We start from the raw sequence: 19,405 nt of genomic DNA on the forward strand, positions 1-19,405 counted from the left end.
GGATACGAGAAGCCGTTATCGTGACATGCAGACACGATAACGGCTTTGAGGCCATATGAGAGGCGTGAGTAGTGCCAATGTAGGTGCGAAAGCGTCAAGGAAAAGGAGCTGACACGGTGAGTTCGTTTGCGGAATTCGGAGCTCTGGTCAAAAACCGGCATAAACCGAAAGACAAGCCAAGCGACACCAAGGTAGCATTGGGCTTTCTGGCACCATGGCTTATTGGCGCAATATGCCTGAGTCTGATTCCCATGGTATATTCCCTGGTGATTTCATTCACCAAATACAACATGATCAAGCCGCCGCAATTCGTGGGACTGATGAACTATCGGCATATGCTCGCCGATCCTCGATTCATGAACTCGCTGACGGTCACGTTGGTGTATGTGATAGTGTCAGTGCCGCTGCAGCTCATTGCCGCATTGGCTCTGGCGGTATTGCTGGATCGCGGTATGCGCGGGCTTTCCTTCTATCGTTCCGCCTTCTATCTACCGTCCATGCTCGGTGGCTCGGTAGCCGTGGCGGTGCTGTGGAAGATGGTATTCGGATCGGACGGCCTATTCAATGCGTTCCTGGGATTATTTGGCATCGATACCACTATGAGCTGGATCGCCAACCCGGACACCGCCAACTGGACGCTGATCGCGCTGCATGTCTGGCAGTTCGGCTCCCCGATGGTCATTTTCCTGGCCGGTCTGCGTCAGATTCCGCGCGAGCTCTACGAGGCGGCCAGTGTGGATGGTGCTGGCAAATGGCGTCAATTCCGATCCATCACCCTGCCGATGCTCAGCCCGATCATCTTCTTCAATCTGGTGATGAGCATCATCAATTCATTCCAGACGTTCACGCAAGCCTATGTGGTCTCGGGCGGCACTGGCGGCCCCAGCGACTCCACGCTGTTCTACACGCTGTACCTGTACCAGCAGGGCTTCGCCTCATTACGCATGGGATACGCCTCCGCACTGGCCTGGATCATGGTGGTGATCGTGGCCCTGTTGACGGGAATCAATTTCGCTCTATCAAAGTTCTGGGTGCATTACGATGACTGATGTTTCAATGATGAATGCCATATGCAATCCTCCAGAATCCATCAGAATCCATCAAGGAGAAAACCATGCGTGAGATGCGCGACCGGCAACATGAGCAGGACGCCTATGTGGAACTGGGATCCGGCGCTGGCATGAATCCTCATCGCGCTCGCAGTATCGCACGCGTAGTCGGCGCTGTGGCGAAGCAGGTCGTAGTGCTCTTACTGGCGATTATGATGCTGTATCCGATTTTGTGGATGGTCGCCAGCTCCCTGCGTCCGCAGGATGAGATTTTCACCAATATGGGGCTCGTGGTCACCAAACCGGTCTGGCAGAACTATGTGGCTGGTTGGAACGCGTTGAGCTACCCGTTTGGTCGTTACATTCTGAACTCGTTGATCATCGTGGTGTTCGCCATCATCGGCAATATTCTCACCTGCTCGATGGCAGCATATGCATTCGCGCGATTGAACTTTCGATTCCGTGGGGTACTCTTCGGCTTCATGCTGCTGATGCTTATGGTGCCGATTCATGTGATCGTGATTCCGCAGTACATCATGTGGAATTCATTGCATCTCATCAACACATTCGTACCGTTGATCCTTCCGAAGTTCCTCGCGATGGATGGCTTCTTCACCTTTCTCTTCTACCAGTTCCTGCGCGGGCTGCCGCGTGATCTGGACGAGGCCGCCAAAATCGACGGTGCCGGCCACATCCGCATCTTCTTCCAGATCCTGCTGCCGCTTATGAAACCGGCCATCGGCACCTGCGCGGTGTTCACCTTCATCTGGACGTGGAACGATTTCTTCAGCCAGCTGCTGTATTTGACCAAACCGGACATGTACACCGTGCCGATCGCGTTGCGTACGTTCATCGATGCGCAATCCCAATCCAGCTACGGCCCGATGTTCGCGATGAGCGTGGTTTCCTTGATCCCATTGTTCCTGGTATTCACGTTCGGTCAGAAGTATCTGGTCCAAGGAATCGCCACAACCGGAGGCAAATAACGTGGACGGAGCGTCATCATCGTTGCTCCTCGGTCGACGTACCTTCGTACGCCTTCCCTCGGTGCGCCTTGATGCCGCACGCGTCCACGCCATTTGCCAATGACAAGTTGCTTGCAGACGATTTGCGGGAGTTGACTATGAAGTATATGTGGAAGAAGATTGCGGCTGCGGCCTTAGTTGCGGCGACGTTGTGCAGTGCAGCTGCGTGCGGCAGCTCGGTCGGTGTATCAGACGTACCAGTCGTGCCGGCCGAGGGCGATGTGACTATTCGGCTCAACTGGTGGGGCGGTGACGCCCGTATCAAAGCCACTGAGCAGGCGGTTAAGGGTTTCGAAGCCGAGCATCCGAACATTCATGTGGACATGGAATACTCCGACTGGACCGGCTATTGGGACAAGCTCGCCGTGCAATCCGCAGGCGGCAATGCGCCCGACGTGATGCAGATGGACCAGCTTTATCTTGCATTCTACGGTTCGATGAATGCTTTGCTGGACATGGACAAAGCGTCTCAATATCTTGACTTGAGCCATATGGATGCGGACACACGTAACACGGGCAAAGTCGATGGCGTGCAGGTGGCGGCACCCGCAACCATCGCACAGTTTGGCGTCATCGTCAACAACGATATCCTCGACGAACTGGGCGTAGCCATGCCCAGCACCGATACGTGGACCTGGGATGATTTCGAGCGGGTAGCTCAGGAAGTCAGCCAAAAATCCGGCAACAAATATATTGGCTCCATTTTCATGAACAACAGTTATGGGCTGGAACTCTGGGCACGACAGCACGGGGAAAGCACATTTGATGGCAATAAGGTGAGTATTTCTCCTGAAACCTTGGCTTCGTTCCTTGAGAAACCGGCGGACTGGGCCAAGAACGGCATCGAAGGCAATGCCGAACGTTGGAGTGAAAACGTCACGGCCTCCATGAACGACACTGATTTCGGCAAAGGGCGTCAGGCGTTCATGCTTACCCAGGCCACGCAGATCACCCCATACGCTCAAGCCGCGGGCAACCCTCGCATGACGTTGGTGCCATTGCCGCAAATGAATCCGGGGGAGAAGACCATGTACTTCAAGAACGGCATGTATTGGGCGATTTCCTCTGGTTCGCAGCACCCCGCTGAAGCCGCCATGCTGGTCGACTATCTCATCAACGATTCGAAGGCCGGCGCGATTCTTGGTACTGAACGTGGCATACCCGCCAACAATGACATTCGTACCGCGCTCGCCAAGACAGCTACTGGAACAGACAAGCTTTCGTTGGACTTTGTAGACGCAATTCGTCCGACGGTGGGCAAGGCTCCGGCAGTGGTGCCTAACGGTGCATCCGAATTGGATAAAACTATCGTGCGCTACCAGCAGGATGTGGTTTTCGGCAAACGCAAACCGCTGGAAGCCGCCAAGTCAATGATCGACGAGCTGCAGGAGTCCATCGACTTCAATTCGTGAGACCATGTCCCTCTGCATCGTATCCAGAGGGAGTTGAGGGCCTACACCCGTGCACCATCATCGAAGTAACCGCCCTTGTCCCCAGGGCGATTGCTTCGATTGAGCGCCTTGACGATGAGCCCACCCAGTCCAAGCACTGTACAGATACCAAACGCGATATTGAGCAACGCGCTGAGCACCGGAATCCCATATAGCGAAGGAATCAGCACCATTACCGCAGTGCCGATCACCCCGATGATCAGCAGTGCTACCAGTAATATCGTAGACTGCTTGACCGGTCCGATTTCCGGGTTCGGGGCAGTGAAGCCACCGTCATCGTAACGGTCCATCACCGCGTTGGTGTCCAGCCAGCTTGATCCCGTAAAATCGCGCGGACCTGGTCGTGCGTCGTCGGTGAAGGCACCCATGTCGAGGTCGTTAATGGACAACAGCGCCTCTTTATCCCGACGTTTGGCCTGCTTCTCGAATTTTTTGGCTTGCCTCGATGAGGCCACATCGTTGAGGTCGGCTTCATGCTCGGCTTGGAATGCAGCCCATGCCTCGTCAAGATTGCCCAGGTCGGCGGAAGAAGATTGGGCAGACGACGTGTTGCCGGGGTCCTTGGGACTCGCGCCATCATCCGGTGTTGGTGTTGCCGGCTCGTCTGCCGCATTGGTATTGTTGAGGTCAGTCATATAGTCCACTTTAATCTGATGCCCTAAACCGCGCAGGGAGGGAACGCCAAGTGCTGTACTGGTTCTTCGTCAAAGTCTTCGGTCCGATCGCTCGTCATCGTCTCGGCCCCACGGTTTCCGGCTTGAACAACGTGCCACGTACCGGTGGCGCGATTATCGCCGCTAACCATTTGGCGGTGATCGATGATGCGCTGATTCCGATAACCTGCCCACGCATGGTGCATTTCATGGGCAAGGCTGAATATTTTGAAGGCAAGGGGTTGAAGGGCAAGTTCAAGAAGTGGTGGTTCACCTCTGTGGGCGTGTTCCCGGTGGATCGTTCCGGTGGCAATAAGTCGCTTGGTGCACTTGAGCATGCGCGCGAGATCATTGAAGCCGGCCATCTGTTCGGCATTCATATCGAGGGTACCCGTAGCCCCGACGGTCGTATGTACAAGGGGCACACTGGTGTGGCTCGACTGGCTTTGGAAACCGGTTGCCCGATCGTGCCGACCGCCATTATCGGCTCCGACAAGCTCCAGCCTATCGGCACCTCCATTCCGAAGAAGGGCAGGACCCAAGTGTTGTACGGCAAGCCGATCGCCGTGGAAAAGAAATCTGCCGAGGAAATCACCCATGATGATCTGCGTGAATTGACGGACCGCGTCTCTGCTGCGATCCAAGCCATGAGCGGTCAGGAGTACGTGGATGAGTACGCGCAGAAAATCAAGGCGCAGTTGAAGGAGAAGGCAGAGCGCCAGGCCGCGGAACACAATACCGAGGCGCACTGAGCTTCATTCGGTTTTCCGAATCTGCTCTGGGCATTCTTGGGGGTGTCCTCAGTCATCGATTGACGTACATAATGGGTTCGCACAGCCGTTGCGTGCGAACCCATTTGCATACTGTGCGGTGCGTTATACTGTGCGGTGCGTTGGCTTGATATGAGTGGTATTTGAGTAATCGACGAATGCCGGTGTGCACGGCGGCGCCTATCGCCCCGTCTTCCATCAGAAAATCGACGAATACATTTTCAGCGTAATGGCCGTGGGATTGCCGTTCGCATCGCGTAGACGGACCACCGTGCCTCCTACGGGATTCTGGGAAGCGACTGTTTTATCTTTGGATGAATCCACCGTGATCTGCGATTCGACACTTACCGTGAAGCCTAGTTTCTCCAGTGCCGCTTTGGCTGTGGACGCCTTTTGACCCACGTAGTTCTCCAACGTGATGGTCTCGGGACCCTTGGAAATGACCACATCCACGCTGTCACCCCATTTGAGCTGCGTTCCAGCCTCCTGAGAAGTGGAAATGACCTTACCGGCGGCGATTTTATCATCGTATTCTTCGGTGATATTCGCCGTAAGGTTGAGCTCCTCAAGTGCGGACTGCACCTCATCCTTGGTCATGTCTGTCACATCCGGCATCGTGACCGGCTTGGGCCCCTTGCTCAGGGTGATGGTCACTTCGCTGTTGTGCTTGAGCGTAGTACCAGGGTCGGGGGAAATAGTCAGTGCGGCACCTTCAGGAACATCCAGCGAATAATCGTCTTTGCCTGAATCGTGAGTGACCTTATCGAATCCGGCCTTCTTCAGGGCGTTCAGTGGATCCTTGCCGTTGGTGGAAGTCGCATCGAGAATGTCGGAGGGAATCGTGACCATGCGCACGCCCTTGGACACCACCACCGTAAGCTGCTGGTCGCTGCGTCTTCCGATGTGGGTGCCCACATAGGCGTCTGCGGCATCCACGGAGGCGGAGATGACATGACCTTCGGCCACGGTATCGCTGTAACCCTGCGTCATCGTATAAGGAATGCCTGCGGTTTTCAGCAGACTTTCGTATGTAGTCCAATCAGCGCCGGTCAATGCGCATTCGGTGTCGTCTGCCGCACAGCTGACATCCTCGGGCTGAGGCACGCTCCAATAGCTACCTGGACCGGCGAACCACCACCATGCGCCGCCGCCTGCCACCAAAGCAACAATCAACAGTACAGCCAGAGCGATAATGAGCGGTTTTCTGTTGTGCTTACTGGGCTGGTCCGCGGACCGTTCGTCAAGGTGAACCTCTGTCGGAATCACCGTGTCGGTCGGCTGGTCGCCGAGCGCATTCGACTGCGCGACGCCCATGACCTGTGTGCGTTCGGCTTGCGTCTCCAGCGCCGTTGTCGGGGCGGCGGGCGGTGCCGGAGGCATGGCTGACGTAGGTGCGGGGTTGTCCGCGATATGCGACGGGTGCACGGACTCGCCGATTCTGCCTACCAAAGCCGGTGCTGTTGCATCGGTGCGATCGGAGATTTCGGATTCGGCATGAAGTCGGTACTGCCATGCTTCCAGCGGCAGTTTTGCGGCAATCTGTCGCAACTCCTCGGCCGCCGTCATACCGTCGGCCGGCCGTTCCTCGACCTGACGGGCCGTCAGATGGGAAACGAATGCGGCAATGGACGGGTCTATACCCGTGCACACCGTGGATACCGGAGGCACGTCCTCATGAACGTGCTTGAATACCAGCGTGACTGGATTGTCGGAATCAAACGGCACTTTGCCGGTAAGCATCTCCCAGGCCATGATGCCCACCGAATACAAATCGCCTTGAGGCGTGGCCTGATTGTGCTCGATCATTTCGGGGGCCAGATAGGCGGCGGTACCGAGCAGCATTCCGGTGGAACTCAGCGTGGCTTGGCTGGCCGCCTTGGCCAGTCCGAAATCCGTGATCTGCACATGACCACGGTCATTGAGCAGGATGTTCTCCGGCTTGATGTCTCGGTGAACCACGCCTATGCGATGAGCGGCGGCGAGGCCATCCAATGTCTCGGCGATGACCCGTACCGTTTCGCGTACGGAGAAGGTGCCCTGCAGATTCATCTCATGTCGCAGATTGACGCCATGCACATACTCCATGACCAGAAAGTCAAGACCGTTGTATTCACCGGTATCGTATACCTGCACGATATGAGGATTGGCTATGGCCGCTGCGGAATTGGCCTCTCTGCGGAATCGCTCGACGAATTGATCACGATGAGGACCTTGAGCGAGTTGCGTGTGCATGATTTTAATCGCCACGGTGCGTCCCAAACGCTCATCGACAGCCTCATATACGGTCGCCATGCCGCCCTCGGCGATGTTGCGCACAATGCGGTAGCGTCCCTCAATCAACTGCGTGGGCTCGTTCTCACTCATGGTTGTTCTGCACGGTTCCTTTGATGATGTCTAGACATCGTTCAGTCTACATTGGCCCGGCTACGCGGATGAGGACTTTCGGATGCGGAAGGATAGGGACGACCTGTGGAAAGAACCGAGCGCAGTGACCGGAAAGAACCAAGCGGGCCGTGACGGTTGTTGTGTGTCTTCGCCCTACGAACTACTCCGTATCACGACGATAGTTTCTCGTGATTTCACACGGCTATCGCAATTCCTGAGGAATGAACTGCGCACAAGCCTCGGCGAGTCGCCGGTGTGCATCGGAATCAAGATTCAGCTCGTCGAGGGCTTGTCTGGTCTGCTGCCACAGTGTGCTGATGCGTTGTTTGGAACGGTCGATGGCGCCGGTGCTGTGGAACAGGCTGATGGCGCGAGACACTTGCAATTCATCGCGTCGCTCGGCATCGAACATGGCGATGAGCTCGTGGTTGTCCGCGTCACCGGCGGCGGCCAGCGCATCGGCCAGCAGCACGGTGCGCTTGCCTTCGCGAATATCGCCTCCGACGGGCTTGCCGGTATTGCTGCTGGAGCCGACGACATCGATCAGGTCATCCGCAAGCTGGAAGGCGAGTCCGAGCGGACGGCCGATGGCCATGGCTTGGCTACGTGCCTTGTTCGGCTCGACTCCGGAGGCCAGAAACGCGAGCAGCAACGGGGCGATGGTGGTGTAGCTGGCGGTTTTCCAGCGAAACACGTTCAATGAAGCGTCCGCCAATGCCTCAGGGTCGCTAAGCGGAGTCATCTCGACGCCAAGGTCGAGTACCTGTCCGATTTCGACCTCATGCTGCATGGTGAGGAACGCTTCGTCTATAGCGTCGGTGTTGCATAGCTGCCGGGCAGCGCGACGGGCAATCTCAATGCATACGGTGGCCAGAATGTCGCCCAGCATGAGTCCCAATCCTCGGCCGATGACATTGTTGCCTACCGCCAGTTCGAGCGCGCGGTGCGCTGAAGGCTTGCCTCGTCGCAAATCGGATTCATCGATGATGTCGTCATGCACCAAGGCTGCGGTCTGAAAGATTTCTATGGCGCAAGCCAAATCGAGCATGGCGGTGCGCTGTTCGGCCTGGGAGGGCTTCGCTGTGGCATCGAATGCGGCCATGGCCAATAATGCGCGAAGACGTTTGCCTCCCTCGCTGGAAGTCGCGGCCTGATCGATGACCTTATCCAATACCGGTTGCACGGCCGGGCTCACCACATCGGTAGCCGGGGCGGCAACCGTTTCGAGAGCAAGTTGACGGATGCGCGGTTCGATGGTTTCGCGATCGCAAGTTGTTGTCCACATGCCTAATAACTTATCCACAGGTTTTGAAGAACACAAGAACCTTGGAATGGCAAGGACGCGAAGCTCGCTCCACATAGGCCGTTTTCCCCTCGGTGCGAGGCGGCAATCGTGCATAGTGGAGAGTCAATGCCGCAGCCGGCGGCGTGGCGCGAATCGAATACGGTGCAAAAGCGCGCGACAACCAGTCAAGGAGGACGATTATGTATGCCGAACAATATGCGGCACCCTCGGTTGAGGAACAATGGCGACCGGACTATGAAGACCGGTGCACGATGGAACGTCTTGCGATGAAAGCCGAGACATTTCACAACAATCGCCTGACTCGGGGCATACGCAGGGCTAACGAGGAATGGATTTCCCAGCCGCTTGACGACTGGTTAGAAGGTCTTGGACAAGATGACATCCTCTTGAGCGCGGATGTAATGGAATCATTCGTAGTGGGCATGCAGGAAACGCTATCGATTCGTGACGCGCTCATTCTTTCTCTGGTGACTGATGAACAACATTGCCCACGAGCCCAGCTTATGGATTTCGCCACACGACCGCACGCGGCCCGCACGAAAAAGCGGATGGGACAGCTGCTGACCGAGGCCTTTGAAGATGAGACGATCAGGCCGGATGAGCGGCGATGCCGTCGGGGAGTGGCGATGCTGTTCGAGATGGTGCATGCCTATCCGTTTGCTCCCGCCTGTATTCAGCCGTTGGCGGTGATCGCATATGCCCTATGGTGGTTGGGAGATGAGGAATCAACGGTATATGCGTTGCAGTGTCTTCTGCTTGATCAGGAATGCTCGTTGGCGGCAATGGTGTTCTCGGCCAGCGAACGTGGCGTCAGACCTGCATGGTGTTCCAGAAAAAGTGCCATGCCGTTGGAATGACATGGTCGACAGTCGTGTCTGGCTTTGAGCAAAACCGGGCTGTTCCAACACGATTTCTGGTCGATACGGGAATAATCGTCCTCGGAAGGTGGTTTACTCGCATAGTTGACGATTTGCCCTTGCCAGAAGTGTGCCCATGTGGTATACGTGCCAACGGCAAGAGATCAGAAGGAGCAGTTTTGGCCACGAAGGAAACGACGGCAACCAAGCAGACGGTCGAGTCCAGCGAGGAGACCGACAGCAAGAAGAAGGCCAGCGCTTCGACATCCGCACGTAAAACCGCTGCGAAGAAGAAGTCCGCCGAAAAGACTGCGAAGAAGACGACGCGTAAGTCTGCCGCGAAGAAGACCCAGGACGATGAGGCGCTTAAGGATGTGCTCGACGAGAGCGAGGACGACCTTGACGAGGATGCTCAGGTAGATGACGAGGACCTTGACGTCGATGATCTGGACGAGGATATCGACGATGTGGATGACGTCGATGATCTGGACGAGTCCGAGGATGACGACGAAGACGTTGAGGATGACGACGAAGACGAGGATGCTCCTAAGGCGCCTGAGGCTCCCAAGGAAAAAGGCGCTTACGTGGTTTCCGATACGGATGATGACGATGAGAACATCATCCCTGCCGGTAATCCGAAGCGTCGTGTGATTGCCGCCGGCGCCACTGCCGATCCGGTCAAGGACTATCTCAAGCAGATCGGTCGCGTGAGCCTGCTGAATGCCGAACAGGAGGTGGATCTTTCCGAGCGCATCGAGGCGGGCCTCTACGCTCAGCACTTGCTGGACACGCAGTCCGAGGGCATGGAGTTCAAACGCAAGCGTGAGCTCAAGTGGGCTGCCGCCGACGGCAAGAAGGCCAAGGACCACCTGCTGGAAGCCAACCTGCGACTTGTGGTCTCGCTGGCCAAGCGTTACACGGGCCGCGGCATGCTGTTCCTCGACCTGATCCAGGAAGGCAATCTGGGTCTTATCCGCGCCGTGGAGAAGTTCGATTGGAAGAAGGGCTTCAAGTTCTCCACATACGCAACCTGGTGGATTCGTCAGGCCATCACCCGAGCCATGGCTGATCAGGCACGCACCATTCGTGTGCCCGTGCACATGGTGGAAGTCATCAACAAGCTTTCCCGCGTGCAGCGCCAGATGCTGCAGGATCTGGGCCGTGAACCCACGCCGGATGAGCTGGCTCGCGAGCTGGATATGCCGGTAGAGAAGGTGCAGGAAGTGCAGAAGTATGGTCGTGAGCCCATCTCCCTGCATACCCCGCTTGGCGAGGACGGCGATTCCGAGTTCGGCGATCTCATCGAAGACACCGATGCCATCGCCCCGTCCGATGCTGTGGCTTTCTCCCTGCTGCAGGAACAGTTCAAGCAGGTGTTGGAAACCCTGTCTCCGCGTGAGGCCGGTGTCATTAAGATGCGGTACGGCCTTGAGGATGGCCAGCCCAAGACTCTGGACGATATTGGTCGAGTGTATGGCGTAACCCGTGAACGTATCCGTCAGATCGAATCCAAGACCATGTCTAAGCTGCGTCACCCGTCTCGCTCGCAGACGCTGCGTGACTTCTTGGATCAGTGATCGGCTGCTTGGCTCTCCTCCCTCAAGAGGGGAGCCAAGATGGTATTAGAGAGAATATAAGGATTTATGGCCACAGAAGAATACGGCGCGAAGGATCTTGCCGTCCTCGAAGGTCTGGACGCGGTACGTAAGCGTCCGGGCATGTATATCGGCACCACCGACTCGCAGGGTCTTATGCACTGCCTGTGGGAAATCATCGACAATTCGGTGGATGAAGCCCTAGCCGGATATTGCAACAATATCGTCGTCACCCTGCACACCGACGGCTCAGTGGAAGTCGCGGATAACGGACGTGGCATTCCGGTTGATAAGGAGCCCAAAACCGGTTTGTCCGGTGTGGAAGTGGTGCTCACCAAGCTGCATGCCGGTGCCAAATTCGGCAATTCCTCATACAATGCCGTTGGCGGCTTGCATGGCGTGGGCTCCTCGGTGGTCAACGCTTTGAGCTCCCGATTGGATGTCGAGGTGGATCGAGATGGCAAGACCCACCATATGGCATTCCACCAAGGTCATCCCGGTGTGTATACGGATGCCGACCCCTCCAATCCATCACCTGATGCTCCGTTCAAGCGCACGCGTAAGAACCGGCCCACCGAACTGGAAATCATTGGTTCGGTAAGTCCCAAAACCACAGGTACGCGTATCCGTTATTGGTACGATCCGGAGATTTTTAACAAGACGGCTGCTTTCTCATATGAGCAGCTTGTCGATCGTGTGCGCCAGACCAGTTTCTTGGTTCCTGGATTGAAGATCACGATTGTAGATGAGAATGTGCCACAAGCGGCGCATGACGGTTCCGACAGTACGTCTGCTATGGACGCTGCACAGGACGCCGGATCCTCATCGACCATGCAGGGCGAGTCGATTCCGATCGAGACGCAGGTCGAGCCCGGAACATCGGAGGAATCGGATGATCCGCTTGCCGGTTTTGTTGCTGTGGGCGATGATTTTCGTTCCGTATCCCCGGTCTCGGCATCCCCCGTCGAAGAGGATTTCACCCCTGCTGCCGAAGCCCCTATGGTCGATGGCGCGTTTGGCGAGCAGCCGGCCCATCCTCGCACTGTGGAATTCCTGCATACCGGTGGTGTGAAGGATTTCGTGGACTTCCTTTCTCATGGCGAGCCAGTTTCCGATATCTGGCACATCCAGGGTGAAGGCGTCTACAAAGAGGAGACCCAGGCGGTAGGCGCTGGCGGCGAATTACATGCTCAGGAAATCGAGCGCACCTGTGGCATCGACATCGCCCTTCGATGGGTGAACGGATACGATACGGTGATTCGTAGCTTCGTGAACATCGTGGAAACGCCCGGCGGTGGTACTCACGTGGATGGTTTTATGAATGCCATCACCAAGCAGATTCGCAAAGCCGTGGAAGACAACGCCCGTAAGCTGAAGGTGAATCTCAAGGATTCCGCCATCAGGGTGGAACGCGATGACATTCAAGCTGGTCTGGTAGCTGTGGTCACTGCCCGTGTAGCTGAGCCACAGTTCCAAGGTCAGACCAAGGACGTGCTTGGCACCGCGCAGGTCAAGCCGATCGTCACCAGACTTACCGACAAGCAATTCGGCGAGATGATCACCGGCTCCAAGCGCGGATACAAGGACCAGTCAGCCCGTGTACTGGAGAAGATCGTGGGCGAGATGCACGCCCGTATCCAGTCGCGTAAGGCCAAAGAAGTTACGCGTCGCAAGAACGCGCTCGAATCCGCATCCATGCCGGCCAAGCTTTCCGATTGCCAGCCAGGCAATGATGATGTGGCCGAACTGTTCATTGTGGAGGGTGATTCCGCACTCGGTACGGCCAAGGCCGCGCGTAATGCCGGATTCCAAGCGTTGCTGCCGATTCGAGGCAAGATCCTCAATGTACAGAAGGCGTCCATAACGCAGATGCTGGCCAACAAGGAATGCGCCGCCATCATTCAGGTGGTGGGCGCCGGTTCCGGCCAAAGCTTCGACATTGAGCAGTCGCGCTATCACAAGATCATTATGATGACCGATGCCGATGTGGATGGCGCCCATATTCGCATTCTCTTGCTCACGCTGTTCTACCGGTATATGCGCCCTCTGATCGAGCACGGATACGTGTATGCGGCCGTGCCTCCACTGCACCGCATCGCGCTGACCGGATCGCGCAAAGGGGAATACATTTATACGTATTCCGATGATGAGTTGGCGGGCAAACTGGCCGAATTGGATCGCAAGCATATCGGCTACGCGGACGACATTCAGCGCTATAAGGGCTTGGGTGAGATGGATGCCGACCAGCTGGCGGATACCACCATGGATCCGCGCACACGCATGCTTCGCCGTATCCGTATGGAAGACGCCGCCCAAGCCAGTGAGATTTTCTCGTTGCTGATGGGCGACGAGGTACCTCCACGCAAGCAGTTCATCGTAGACAACGCAGACGATTTCGATCGCTCAAAGATCGATACGTGATGATTGATGCGTAATGCGGGCGGGGGGCGAATCATGCATGGGGCATGGTCCGCCCCCGCCGATAGCTATCGTCCACAAGTCACGTCGCTGCCGGGCACCTCGCCGTCAATCAGATAATCATCCACGATATCGGCCACGCAGGAGTTCGTATACTCATAGGCGGTATGTCCCTCGCCCTTGTAGGTGAGCAGTACGCCGGACTGCAGCAGTTTCGCCAGATTCACTGCGGACTGATAAGGCGTGGCGGGGTCTCCCGTAGTGCCCACCACGAGAATCGGTGCGGCTCCGGGTGCGGAATAATCCAGTTGCTTGATTTGGGAACGATCCTGTTGCAAGGCTTCGCAACCGATATTGCCGTATGCCATGAATCGGCCGAAAGTAGGAGACTTTTCATTGAGCTCCTTGGCGATGGCCGTCTGCCTGTTCATATCCGAGGTGGGCGGGTCGTCCAGGCAGTTAACCGCCAGATTGGCTTCCATCGAATTGTCGGTATAGATGCCATCTTCATTGCGCCCAAGATAGGCATCCGCCAAGAGCAGCATGGTGTCCGCTTTGCCGGTGTCTTTGAGCTCTTGGAAGGCTTGGGTGAGGTATGGCCAATTATCTTGGGAGTAGAGCGGCATGATAACGCCGTACATCATTGTGATGCCGTTCACCGTTTGGCTTGTGGAGGTGGCCAGGGGTCGGTGTCTGCCCGTGCCAGCCATGACTGAATGATCGCGGTCGCGTCGCTCGTCTTCATGCCGGTGAACGGACAGGAATCATCGTTGTCGATGCAATCGTCAAGATATGTGGTCAGTGCATTTTCGAAGCCTACAGCTTGTTCCACAATGGAGGTGGTGGCATCCTCCTGTGGATCAATAGCGCCATCGAGCACCAGTCGTCCAGTTTGTTTCGGGAACATGGCGTCGTATGTGGAACCGATGTAGGTGCCGTAGGAGAAGCCAAGATAATCAAGTTGGTCCTCGCCCATAAGCGCACGCATCAGATCCAGATCGTGGGCTACGGACTGCGTGTCCACGTGGTCGATGATGGTGCCGCTGTGCTCCCGGCATGAATTGGCGAACGTGTTCGCGAGCTTACGGCTGGAATCAAGGTTGTCTGAGGTAATCGGATCGGCGAGAAAATACCGATTCAGCAATTGGGAATCGTCACCGCAGCTGATGGGTGCGGAATCGGCTACGCCTCGTGGATCAAAGCCGATGATGTCATAGTCTTCGCGCAGATCATCGGTGGCGGTGTACTCGATGAAGTCCTTCAGCCAGTCCGCACCCGAAGCGCCCGGGCCGCCGGGATTGATGAACAGATATCCTTTGGAATCATCGCCTTCGGCGTAGTGAACGGCCAAATGCAATTTGATGGTTTCGGACGAGGGATCGGACCAGTTGGACGGCGCTTTGACCGTGGTACAGGCATCACCTTGATCGCATGATGTCCATGTATATTGCTGCGTATAGTACGAGTCGAACGCGGCGCTGACGGAATCAGGGCGTGCGGAGGGCTGTGGATTGGATCGTCTTGCATGGGGCCCGTAACCGTCGTGACGGCTGTTGCCTGCGGTCTGGACCAAAGCGGCAACGCCTCGACCGATGCCGACCAGAATACCGATGTTGAGTGCGATGGCCACAATCACCGTGATAAGTATCACCAACCATGTCGGCATCTTCTTACGCGGCGGTGTAAGAGGGGCCGGCGCAATGTGCGGCTCGGACCCGGACGGTTGTCCGTAATATGGGGGAGCGGGGTACGGGGCAGACGATTGTCCATAGCGTTGTTCATCTGGACTGTGCTGTTGCGAATCGAATGGCGGATATGGAGGCTGCTGCGGCTGCTGTGGCGTGCTCATGCACCCAGTCTAGCGTTCCATGCCGCAATTACCCAGTCCGGATTGGTCATGCCCAACCCAAGCCACCAGACCAACAGCAGCACGAACGAGACGGTCAGCAGCGGCAGACGTTCGCGAAATAGCCTGACGAGCGCAAGCATCAGCACTAAGGCCAGCAACGGGATGAAGGTGAGTGACAGCCATCGAAGCCAAGTCATGCCATAGGTGTTGATATACAGGCCAAGACGCATTGCCGCGGAAACAAGCATCACGCCGGTTACGCTGATAAGACCGATTTGCAGGACCAACAGGGGCTTCGTGCGTGGGGCGAATGTAAGCACCACCCCGAAGCCGGCGAGATTGAGCGCGGCCACGCACAGGAGCTGGAAGAAGCCTTGTCGTGCGTATGAGGCATAGGTATATCCGGCAGGCAGTCCGGCTCCTGCAAATAGGAAAGTGAACTGGACCGAGCAGAATACGACGTACAGGGCAAGTACCAGTCCCAACACGGTGATGGTGATGATCGGGTCGAATGCTTTGCGCGCCTCTGCCTCGCGCAGTGCATGGAGTTCCGGCTCCTTGGTGCGGGTTTCCACACTGGCGAGCAATGAGAACAGGAACGGCGCAGGAATCAGCACCACGGCGGTATGCACCAGCAATTGGGTGAAGTCGATGCGGTCAAAGAGATGAGTTATTCCGTAGGAGAATACCTCATCAGCCTGCATGAGCAGCGGTATCAGCAGACAGAACATCGGCAGGCTGATGAGCAGGGCAATGCCGATTTTGCGCACGAGGGTACGGATGCCTTGCTTGGAGCCCGCGCCGGAGATGGCCATATCAATGTATCGTGAACAGGTTTCGACCAATACCGGCCAATGAGTGAACAGGTTGACGGTCCACCCCATTATCCAATTGGCCATAAGCCCGGCTGGTCGCTGAGGATGATATGCGGTACCGGACAATTGCAGAAAGAGCATGAGCAGCGCCGGCAACACCGTGTATCCGGTAATGGCCGCATACCAGAAGTTCGCCGTGAGTGCTGTGCCATTGATCCATAGGTAGGCGAGCGAGGCGTTGTGGGCGAACATCCATCCGATGCAACAGGCTGTGGCAGCACCTGTGAACCACCACATCGGATTGCGCCAAGCCCGTTTGACGAATAGCGCGAACCCGATGACGAGGATAATCAAGCAGAGCGTCGTCCATGGGAACCATGCCGAGAATGCTGGGCTGTAGAGGAATTGCGGAACGTCGATGACAAGTCGATCAAAGGCAAACGGTATGGCCAGTGACGCGGCTGCCAGCGCGGTGGCGCGGCCTGGGGCGAGTTTGGAACTTGTCAATGAGGGGGAAGAGGTCTGGCGCAAGGAGATCGTGCAACTTGCGGTAGTTGGCTTGGGCTTGGGGACTGGTGATGTGCTTGGTGTAGTCATATCTGCATCATAATATATCGAAAAACAATATGAGAATATCGAAAAACAATCTTTTACCGTTTGTACATATCGTAAATCGATATGCAGTACGGCGGTGTGGGTCGATGTTGGCGGTCGGCGATATGTATGTTCGTCCGCGTGTTGTTAATGACCATTGGGTAATCTGATGACATCGTTATCACAGCGTAGTTTGCGATTGATAGGAAAACCAAGGAGTATCACTATGGCCAGTCTGTTGCTTGCCGTGATTTATATTGCGTTCATCAGTTTGGGGTTGCCTGATGCGCTGCTCGGCGCGGCTTGGCCCACCATGAGCCAGGATCTTTCCGTGCCGGTCTCTTGGGCGGGCGGCATCTCGGCGACGATTTCCATGTTCACCATCATCTCTGCGTTGCTTTCGGATCGTATGACGCTTCGCTTTGGTGCGGGGCGCGTCACCGCCGTTTCCGTGGCGTTGACTGCCATGGCGTTGGCCGGGTTTTCCGTCGCTCCTAACTATTGGGTGTTGATGCTCATCGCCATTCCTTATGGTTTGGGGGCAGGCGGTGTGGATGCAGCGCTCAACAACTACGTGGCCGTGCATTATGAAAGCCGTCATATGAGCTGGTTGCACTGCATGTGGGGCGTGGGTGCCTCGATCGGCCCGTACATTATGGGATTCGCGCTCTCGGGTGGCCAAGGTTGGCCGTGGGGGTATCGGTACATCGCCATTCTGCAAGTTGTCCTGACGGTAATGCTGGTACTCAGTCTGCCGCTGTGGAAGTCTCGTAGGCGTACGGCGGTGGAGATTGAGGCCGATGGGGCGAGTGCCGTGAATCACGAGGAAGGTACCGAACGCAAGCCGCTGGGGGTTGCCGGCGTACTCGCCATTCGAGGCGCCAAAGAGATTCTCATCATGTTCTTCTGCTATTGCGCCATCGAAACCACGGCGGGATTGTGGGCTTCCAGTTATATGGTGCTTCATGGTGGCGTCGATAGGATCACGGCGGCCAGTTGGGCCAGCTTGTTCTATGTAGGTATCACCGTGGGCCGTGCGCTCTCCGGATTCCTGACCATGAAATTCGCTGACCCGGCGATGATCCGTCTCGGCCAGACACTGGTGCTTGCCGGCATCGTTGTCATGCTGGTTCCGTTGCCGCATCATCTTGGTGTCGTCATAGGTCTGGTGGTGGTGGGCCTTGGCTGTGCGCCGATCTACCCATGTGTCATCCACTCCACGCCTGATTATTTCGGCGAAGAGAATTCCCAAGCCATTGTCGGTGTGCAGATGGCTTGTGCGTATATGGGTTCGCTGATAATGCCTCCGGTGTTCGGTGTCATCGCGCAGTATGCCACCATCGCGCTGTATCCGTGGTATCTGCTGCTGTTCCTGGTGCTGATGACGGTTATGCACGAGCGGTTGCGCAAGTTGCGCGGCTGATTTGCGCGTGTGGCTTCGTGCGGCTTTGCGCTGTTTTGCGTCGCTCCGGTGGGCTGCGGCTTTGCAAGTTCATGAGGCTTTGATGGCCTGATGCGGCATGGTTGTTGCGGCGGATCCCAGCTTTGGGCCCGCCGCCTACTATGCTTGACGCCCATGGAGAATAGTGAAGATCATGAACAGATGCCCGAGCCGGTGCGGGACCGATTGAACGTATTGAAGAAAGCGCCCGGTTCGGTGATTGTTGTAGGGTCGATGAACGCCGATTACACAGTGACTGCCAAGCGGCTGCCGAAGCCGGGTGAAACCGTCAACGGCGGACCTATGAAGGTGCTGCCGGGCGGCAAGGGGGCGAATCAAGCTTCCGCCGCGGCGAAGCTGGGCGTGTCCGTGCGACTGCTCGGTGCCGTGGGCGATGACGCAAATGCTGATTTTCTGCTCAGCAAGCTGGATGAGGCCGGTGTCGATACCGCTGACATTCTGCATGTCGAAGGTCCTAGCGGCACCACGCTGATTACGGTCAGCGCCGAAGGGGAGAACACCATCGTGTATTCGCCGGGCTCCAATGCCAAGGCGAGTGCTGGATACGTGCAATCGCATCGTGCAACCATTGCGGAATGCGCGGTGCTTGGCCTGTGCCTGGAAAGTCCGATCTCTACGGTGATCGCCGCAGCGCAAACTGCGCACGACGCCGGCGTGACGGTGTTGCTCAACGATTCGCCGTTCATGGATGAGCTGCCGCATGAGCTGGTGGAGGCCACCGATATCCTGCTTGTCAACCAGCATGAAGTGGCTCAGCTGCTTGGTCTTCCGGATGATGATGTAGCTGAGTTCGACTGGTATGAGGTTGTTTCTCGATTCACTGACTATGGGTTCGATCGCGCCATCGTCACTCTTGGCGCGTCCGGATCCATCGTTATCGAGGATGGTCGTTGGCATCGTGTGTCGGCCGTGCAGGTGAACGCTGTGGACACCACCGGCTGCGGTGACTCCTTCATGGGTACCGTGCTTGCCAGTCTCGCCGCCGGATATACATTGCTGCAATCCGCGCAAATCGGCTCCTATGTTTCCGCATATGCCGCCACCAAACTTGGTGCGCAGTCGGCGTATGGTACTGCGGAGGAGGTCATCAGCTATTTCAGCTGATATTTTTCGCTTCGTCGCGGATTTGGCTCCCCTCTCAGAGGGGAGTTTTTCGTATTCGCCCTTGTGATTGCA

15 protein-coding genes are annotated in these 19,405 nt (G+C 56.6%); 9 read left to right on the forward strand and 6 right to left on the reverse strand.

The genetic code is table 11. The annotated features are described in order from the left end of the window. The first annotated feature begins 116 nt into the window (after positions 1-116). The 3 genes from CUU80_RS00755 (at position 117) to CUU80_RS00765 (ending at position 3,486) form a co-directional block, all read left to right on the forward strand. Positions 117-1,049 carry a carbohydrate ABC transporter permease gene (locus CUU80_RS00755; protein ID WP_100495456.1) on the forward strand — a complete coding sequence of 311 codons (933 nt, stop codon included), beginning with the start codon at positions 117-119 and terminating at the stop codon, positions 1,047-1,049. Between the two features lie 65 nt (positions 1,050-1,114). Next, the gene (locus CUU80_RS00760; RefSeq protein WP_243388579.1) at positions 1,115-2,035 is read left to right on the forward strand and encodes a carbohydrate ABC transporter permease; all 921 of its coding nucleotides are present in this window, start codon (positions 1,115-1,117) and stop codon (positions 2,033-2,035) included. A 137-nt stretch (positions 2,036-2,172) separates the two neighbouring features. After that, complete coding sequence (locus CUU80_RS00765) at positions 2,173-3,486, forward strand: ABC transporter substrate-binding protein (protein ID WP_165775770.1); 1,314 nt, start codon at positions 2,173-2,175, stop codon at positions 3,484-3,486. A 41-nt stretch (positions 3,487-3,527) separates the two neighbouring features. Here the strand turns inward: CUU80_RS00765 and CUU80_RS00770 are convergent, their stop codons facing one another. After that, complete coding sequence (locus tag CUU80_RS00770; RefSeq protein WP_100495458.1) at positions 3,528-4,160, reverse strand: hypothetical protein; 633 nt, start codon at positions 4,158-4,160, stop codon at positions 3,528-3,530. A gap of 50 nt (positions 4,161-4,210) precedes the next feature. On the opposite strand from CUU80_RS00770, the gene CUU80_RS00775 reads away from it, so the two are divergent. Beyond that, positions 4,211-4,930: a lysophospholipid acyltransferase family protein gene (locus CUU80_RS00775; RefSeq protein WP_100495459.1), complete on the forward strand. Its 720-nt coding sequence runs from the start codon at positions 4,211-4,213 to the stop codon at positions 4,928-4,930. A gap of 216 nt (positions 4,931-5,146) precedes the next feature. Here the strand turns inward: CUU80_RS00775 and CUU80_RS00780 are convergent, their stop codons facing one another. Beyond that, complete coding sequence (locus tag CUU80_RS00780; RefSeq protein WP_100495460.1) at positions 5,147-7,312, reverse strand: protein kinase domain-containing protein; 2,166 nt, start codon at positions 7,310-7,312, stop codon at positions 5,147-5,149. A 223-nt stretch (positions 7,313-7,535) separates the two neighbouring features. Continuing rightward, on the reverse strand, positions 7,536-8,618 hold the full coding sequence (locus tag CUU80_RS00785) for a polyprenyl synthetase family protein (protein ID WP_100495461.1): 1,083 nt from the start codon (positions 8,616-8,618) through the stop codon (positions 7,536-7,538). A gap of 200 nt (positions 8,619-8,818) precedes the next feature. On the opposite strand from CUU80_RS00785, the gene CUU80_RS00790 reads away from it, so the two are divergent. The 3 genes from CUU80_RS00790 to CUU80_RS00800 all read left to right on the forward strand — a co-directional run bounded on the left by CUU80_RS00790 (position 8,819) and on the right by CUU80_RS00800 (position 13,512). Then, positions 8,819-9,496, forward strand: coding sequence for a DUF4192 domain-containing protein (locus tag CUU80_RS00790; RefSeq protein ID WP_100495462.1), 678 nt, complete (start codon positions 8,819-8,821; stop codon positions 9,494-9,496). A 179-nt stretch (positions 9,497-9,675) separates the two neighbouring features. Then, positions 9,676-11,073, forward strand: a complete 1,398-nt coding sequence (locus CUU80_RS00795; protein ID WP_100495463.1) for an RNA polymerase sigma factor — start codon at positions 9,676-9,678, stop codon at positions 11,071-11,073. Positions 11,074-11,139: 66 nt separating this feature from the next. Then, positions 11,140-13,512 (forward strand): DNA gyrase/topoisomerase IV subunit B, encoded by a 2,373-nt coding sequence (locus CUU80_RS00800; RefSeq protein ID WP_100495464.1) that lies wholly within the window; start codon positions 11,140-11,142, stop codon positions 13,510-13,512. A gap of 65 nt (positions 13,513-13,577) precedes the next feature. Here the strand turns inward: CUU80_RS00800 and CUU80_RS00805 are convergent, their stop codons facing one another. The 3 genes from CUU80_RS00805 to CUU80_RS00815 all read right to left on the reverse strand — a co-directional run bounded on the left by CUU80_RS00805 (position 13,578) and on the right by CUU80_RS00815 (position 16,770). Further along, the gene (locus CUU80_RS00805) at positions 13,578-14,153 is read right to left on the reverse strand and encodes an alpha/beta hydrolase (protein WP_165775771.1); all 576 of its coding nucleotides are present in this window, start codon (positions 14,151-14,153) and stop codon (positions 13,578-13,580) included. 11 nt (positions 14,154-14,164) lie between these two features. Continuing rightward, positions 14,165-15,175, reverse strand: a complete 1,011-nt coding sequence (locus tag CUU80_RS00810; RefSeq protein WP_165775772.1) for an alpha/beta fold hydrolase — start codon at positions 15,173-15,175, stop codon at positions 14,165-14,167. A 179-nt stretch (positions 15,176-15,354) separates the two neighbouring features. Next, a complete protein-coding gene (locus CUU80_RS00815) occupies positions 15,355-16,770 on the reverse strand; it encodes a DUF4153 domain-containing protein (RefSeq protein WP_100495467.1) in 1,416 nt (471 codons plus the stop codon). Positions 16,771-16,993: 223 nt separating this feature from the next. Between CUU80_RS00815 and CUU80_RS00820 the strand changes: the two genes are divergently transcribed. Further along, entirely contained in the window at positions 16,994-18,190 is a 1,197-nt protein-coding gene (locus tag CUU80_RS00820; RefSeq protein WP_165775773.1) for an MFS transporter, read from the forward strand. Positions 18,191-18,370: 180 nt separating this feature from the next. Then, on the forward strand, positions 18,371-19,333 hold the full coding sequence (locus CUU80_RS00825; RefSeq protein ID WP_100495468.1) for a ribokinase: 963 nt from the start codon (positions 18,371-18,373) through the stop codon (positions 19,331-19,333). Positions 19,334-19,405: the final 72 nt, after the last annotated feature.

This window comes from Bifidobacterium scaligerum (assembly GCF_002802865.1).
In the GTDB taxonomy this organism is placed as follows: domain Bacteria; phylum Actinomycetota; class Actinomycetes; order Actinomycetales; family Bifidobacteriaceae; genus Bifidobacterium; species Bifidobacterium scaligerum.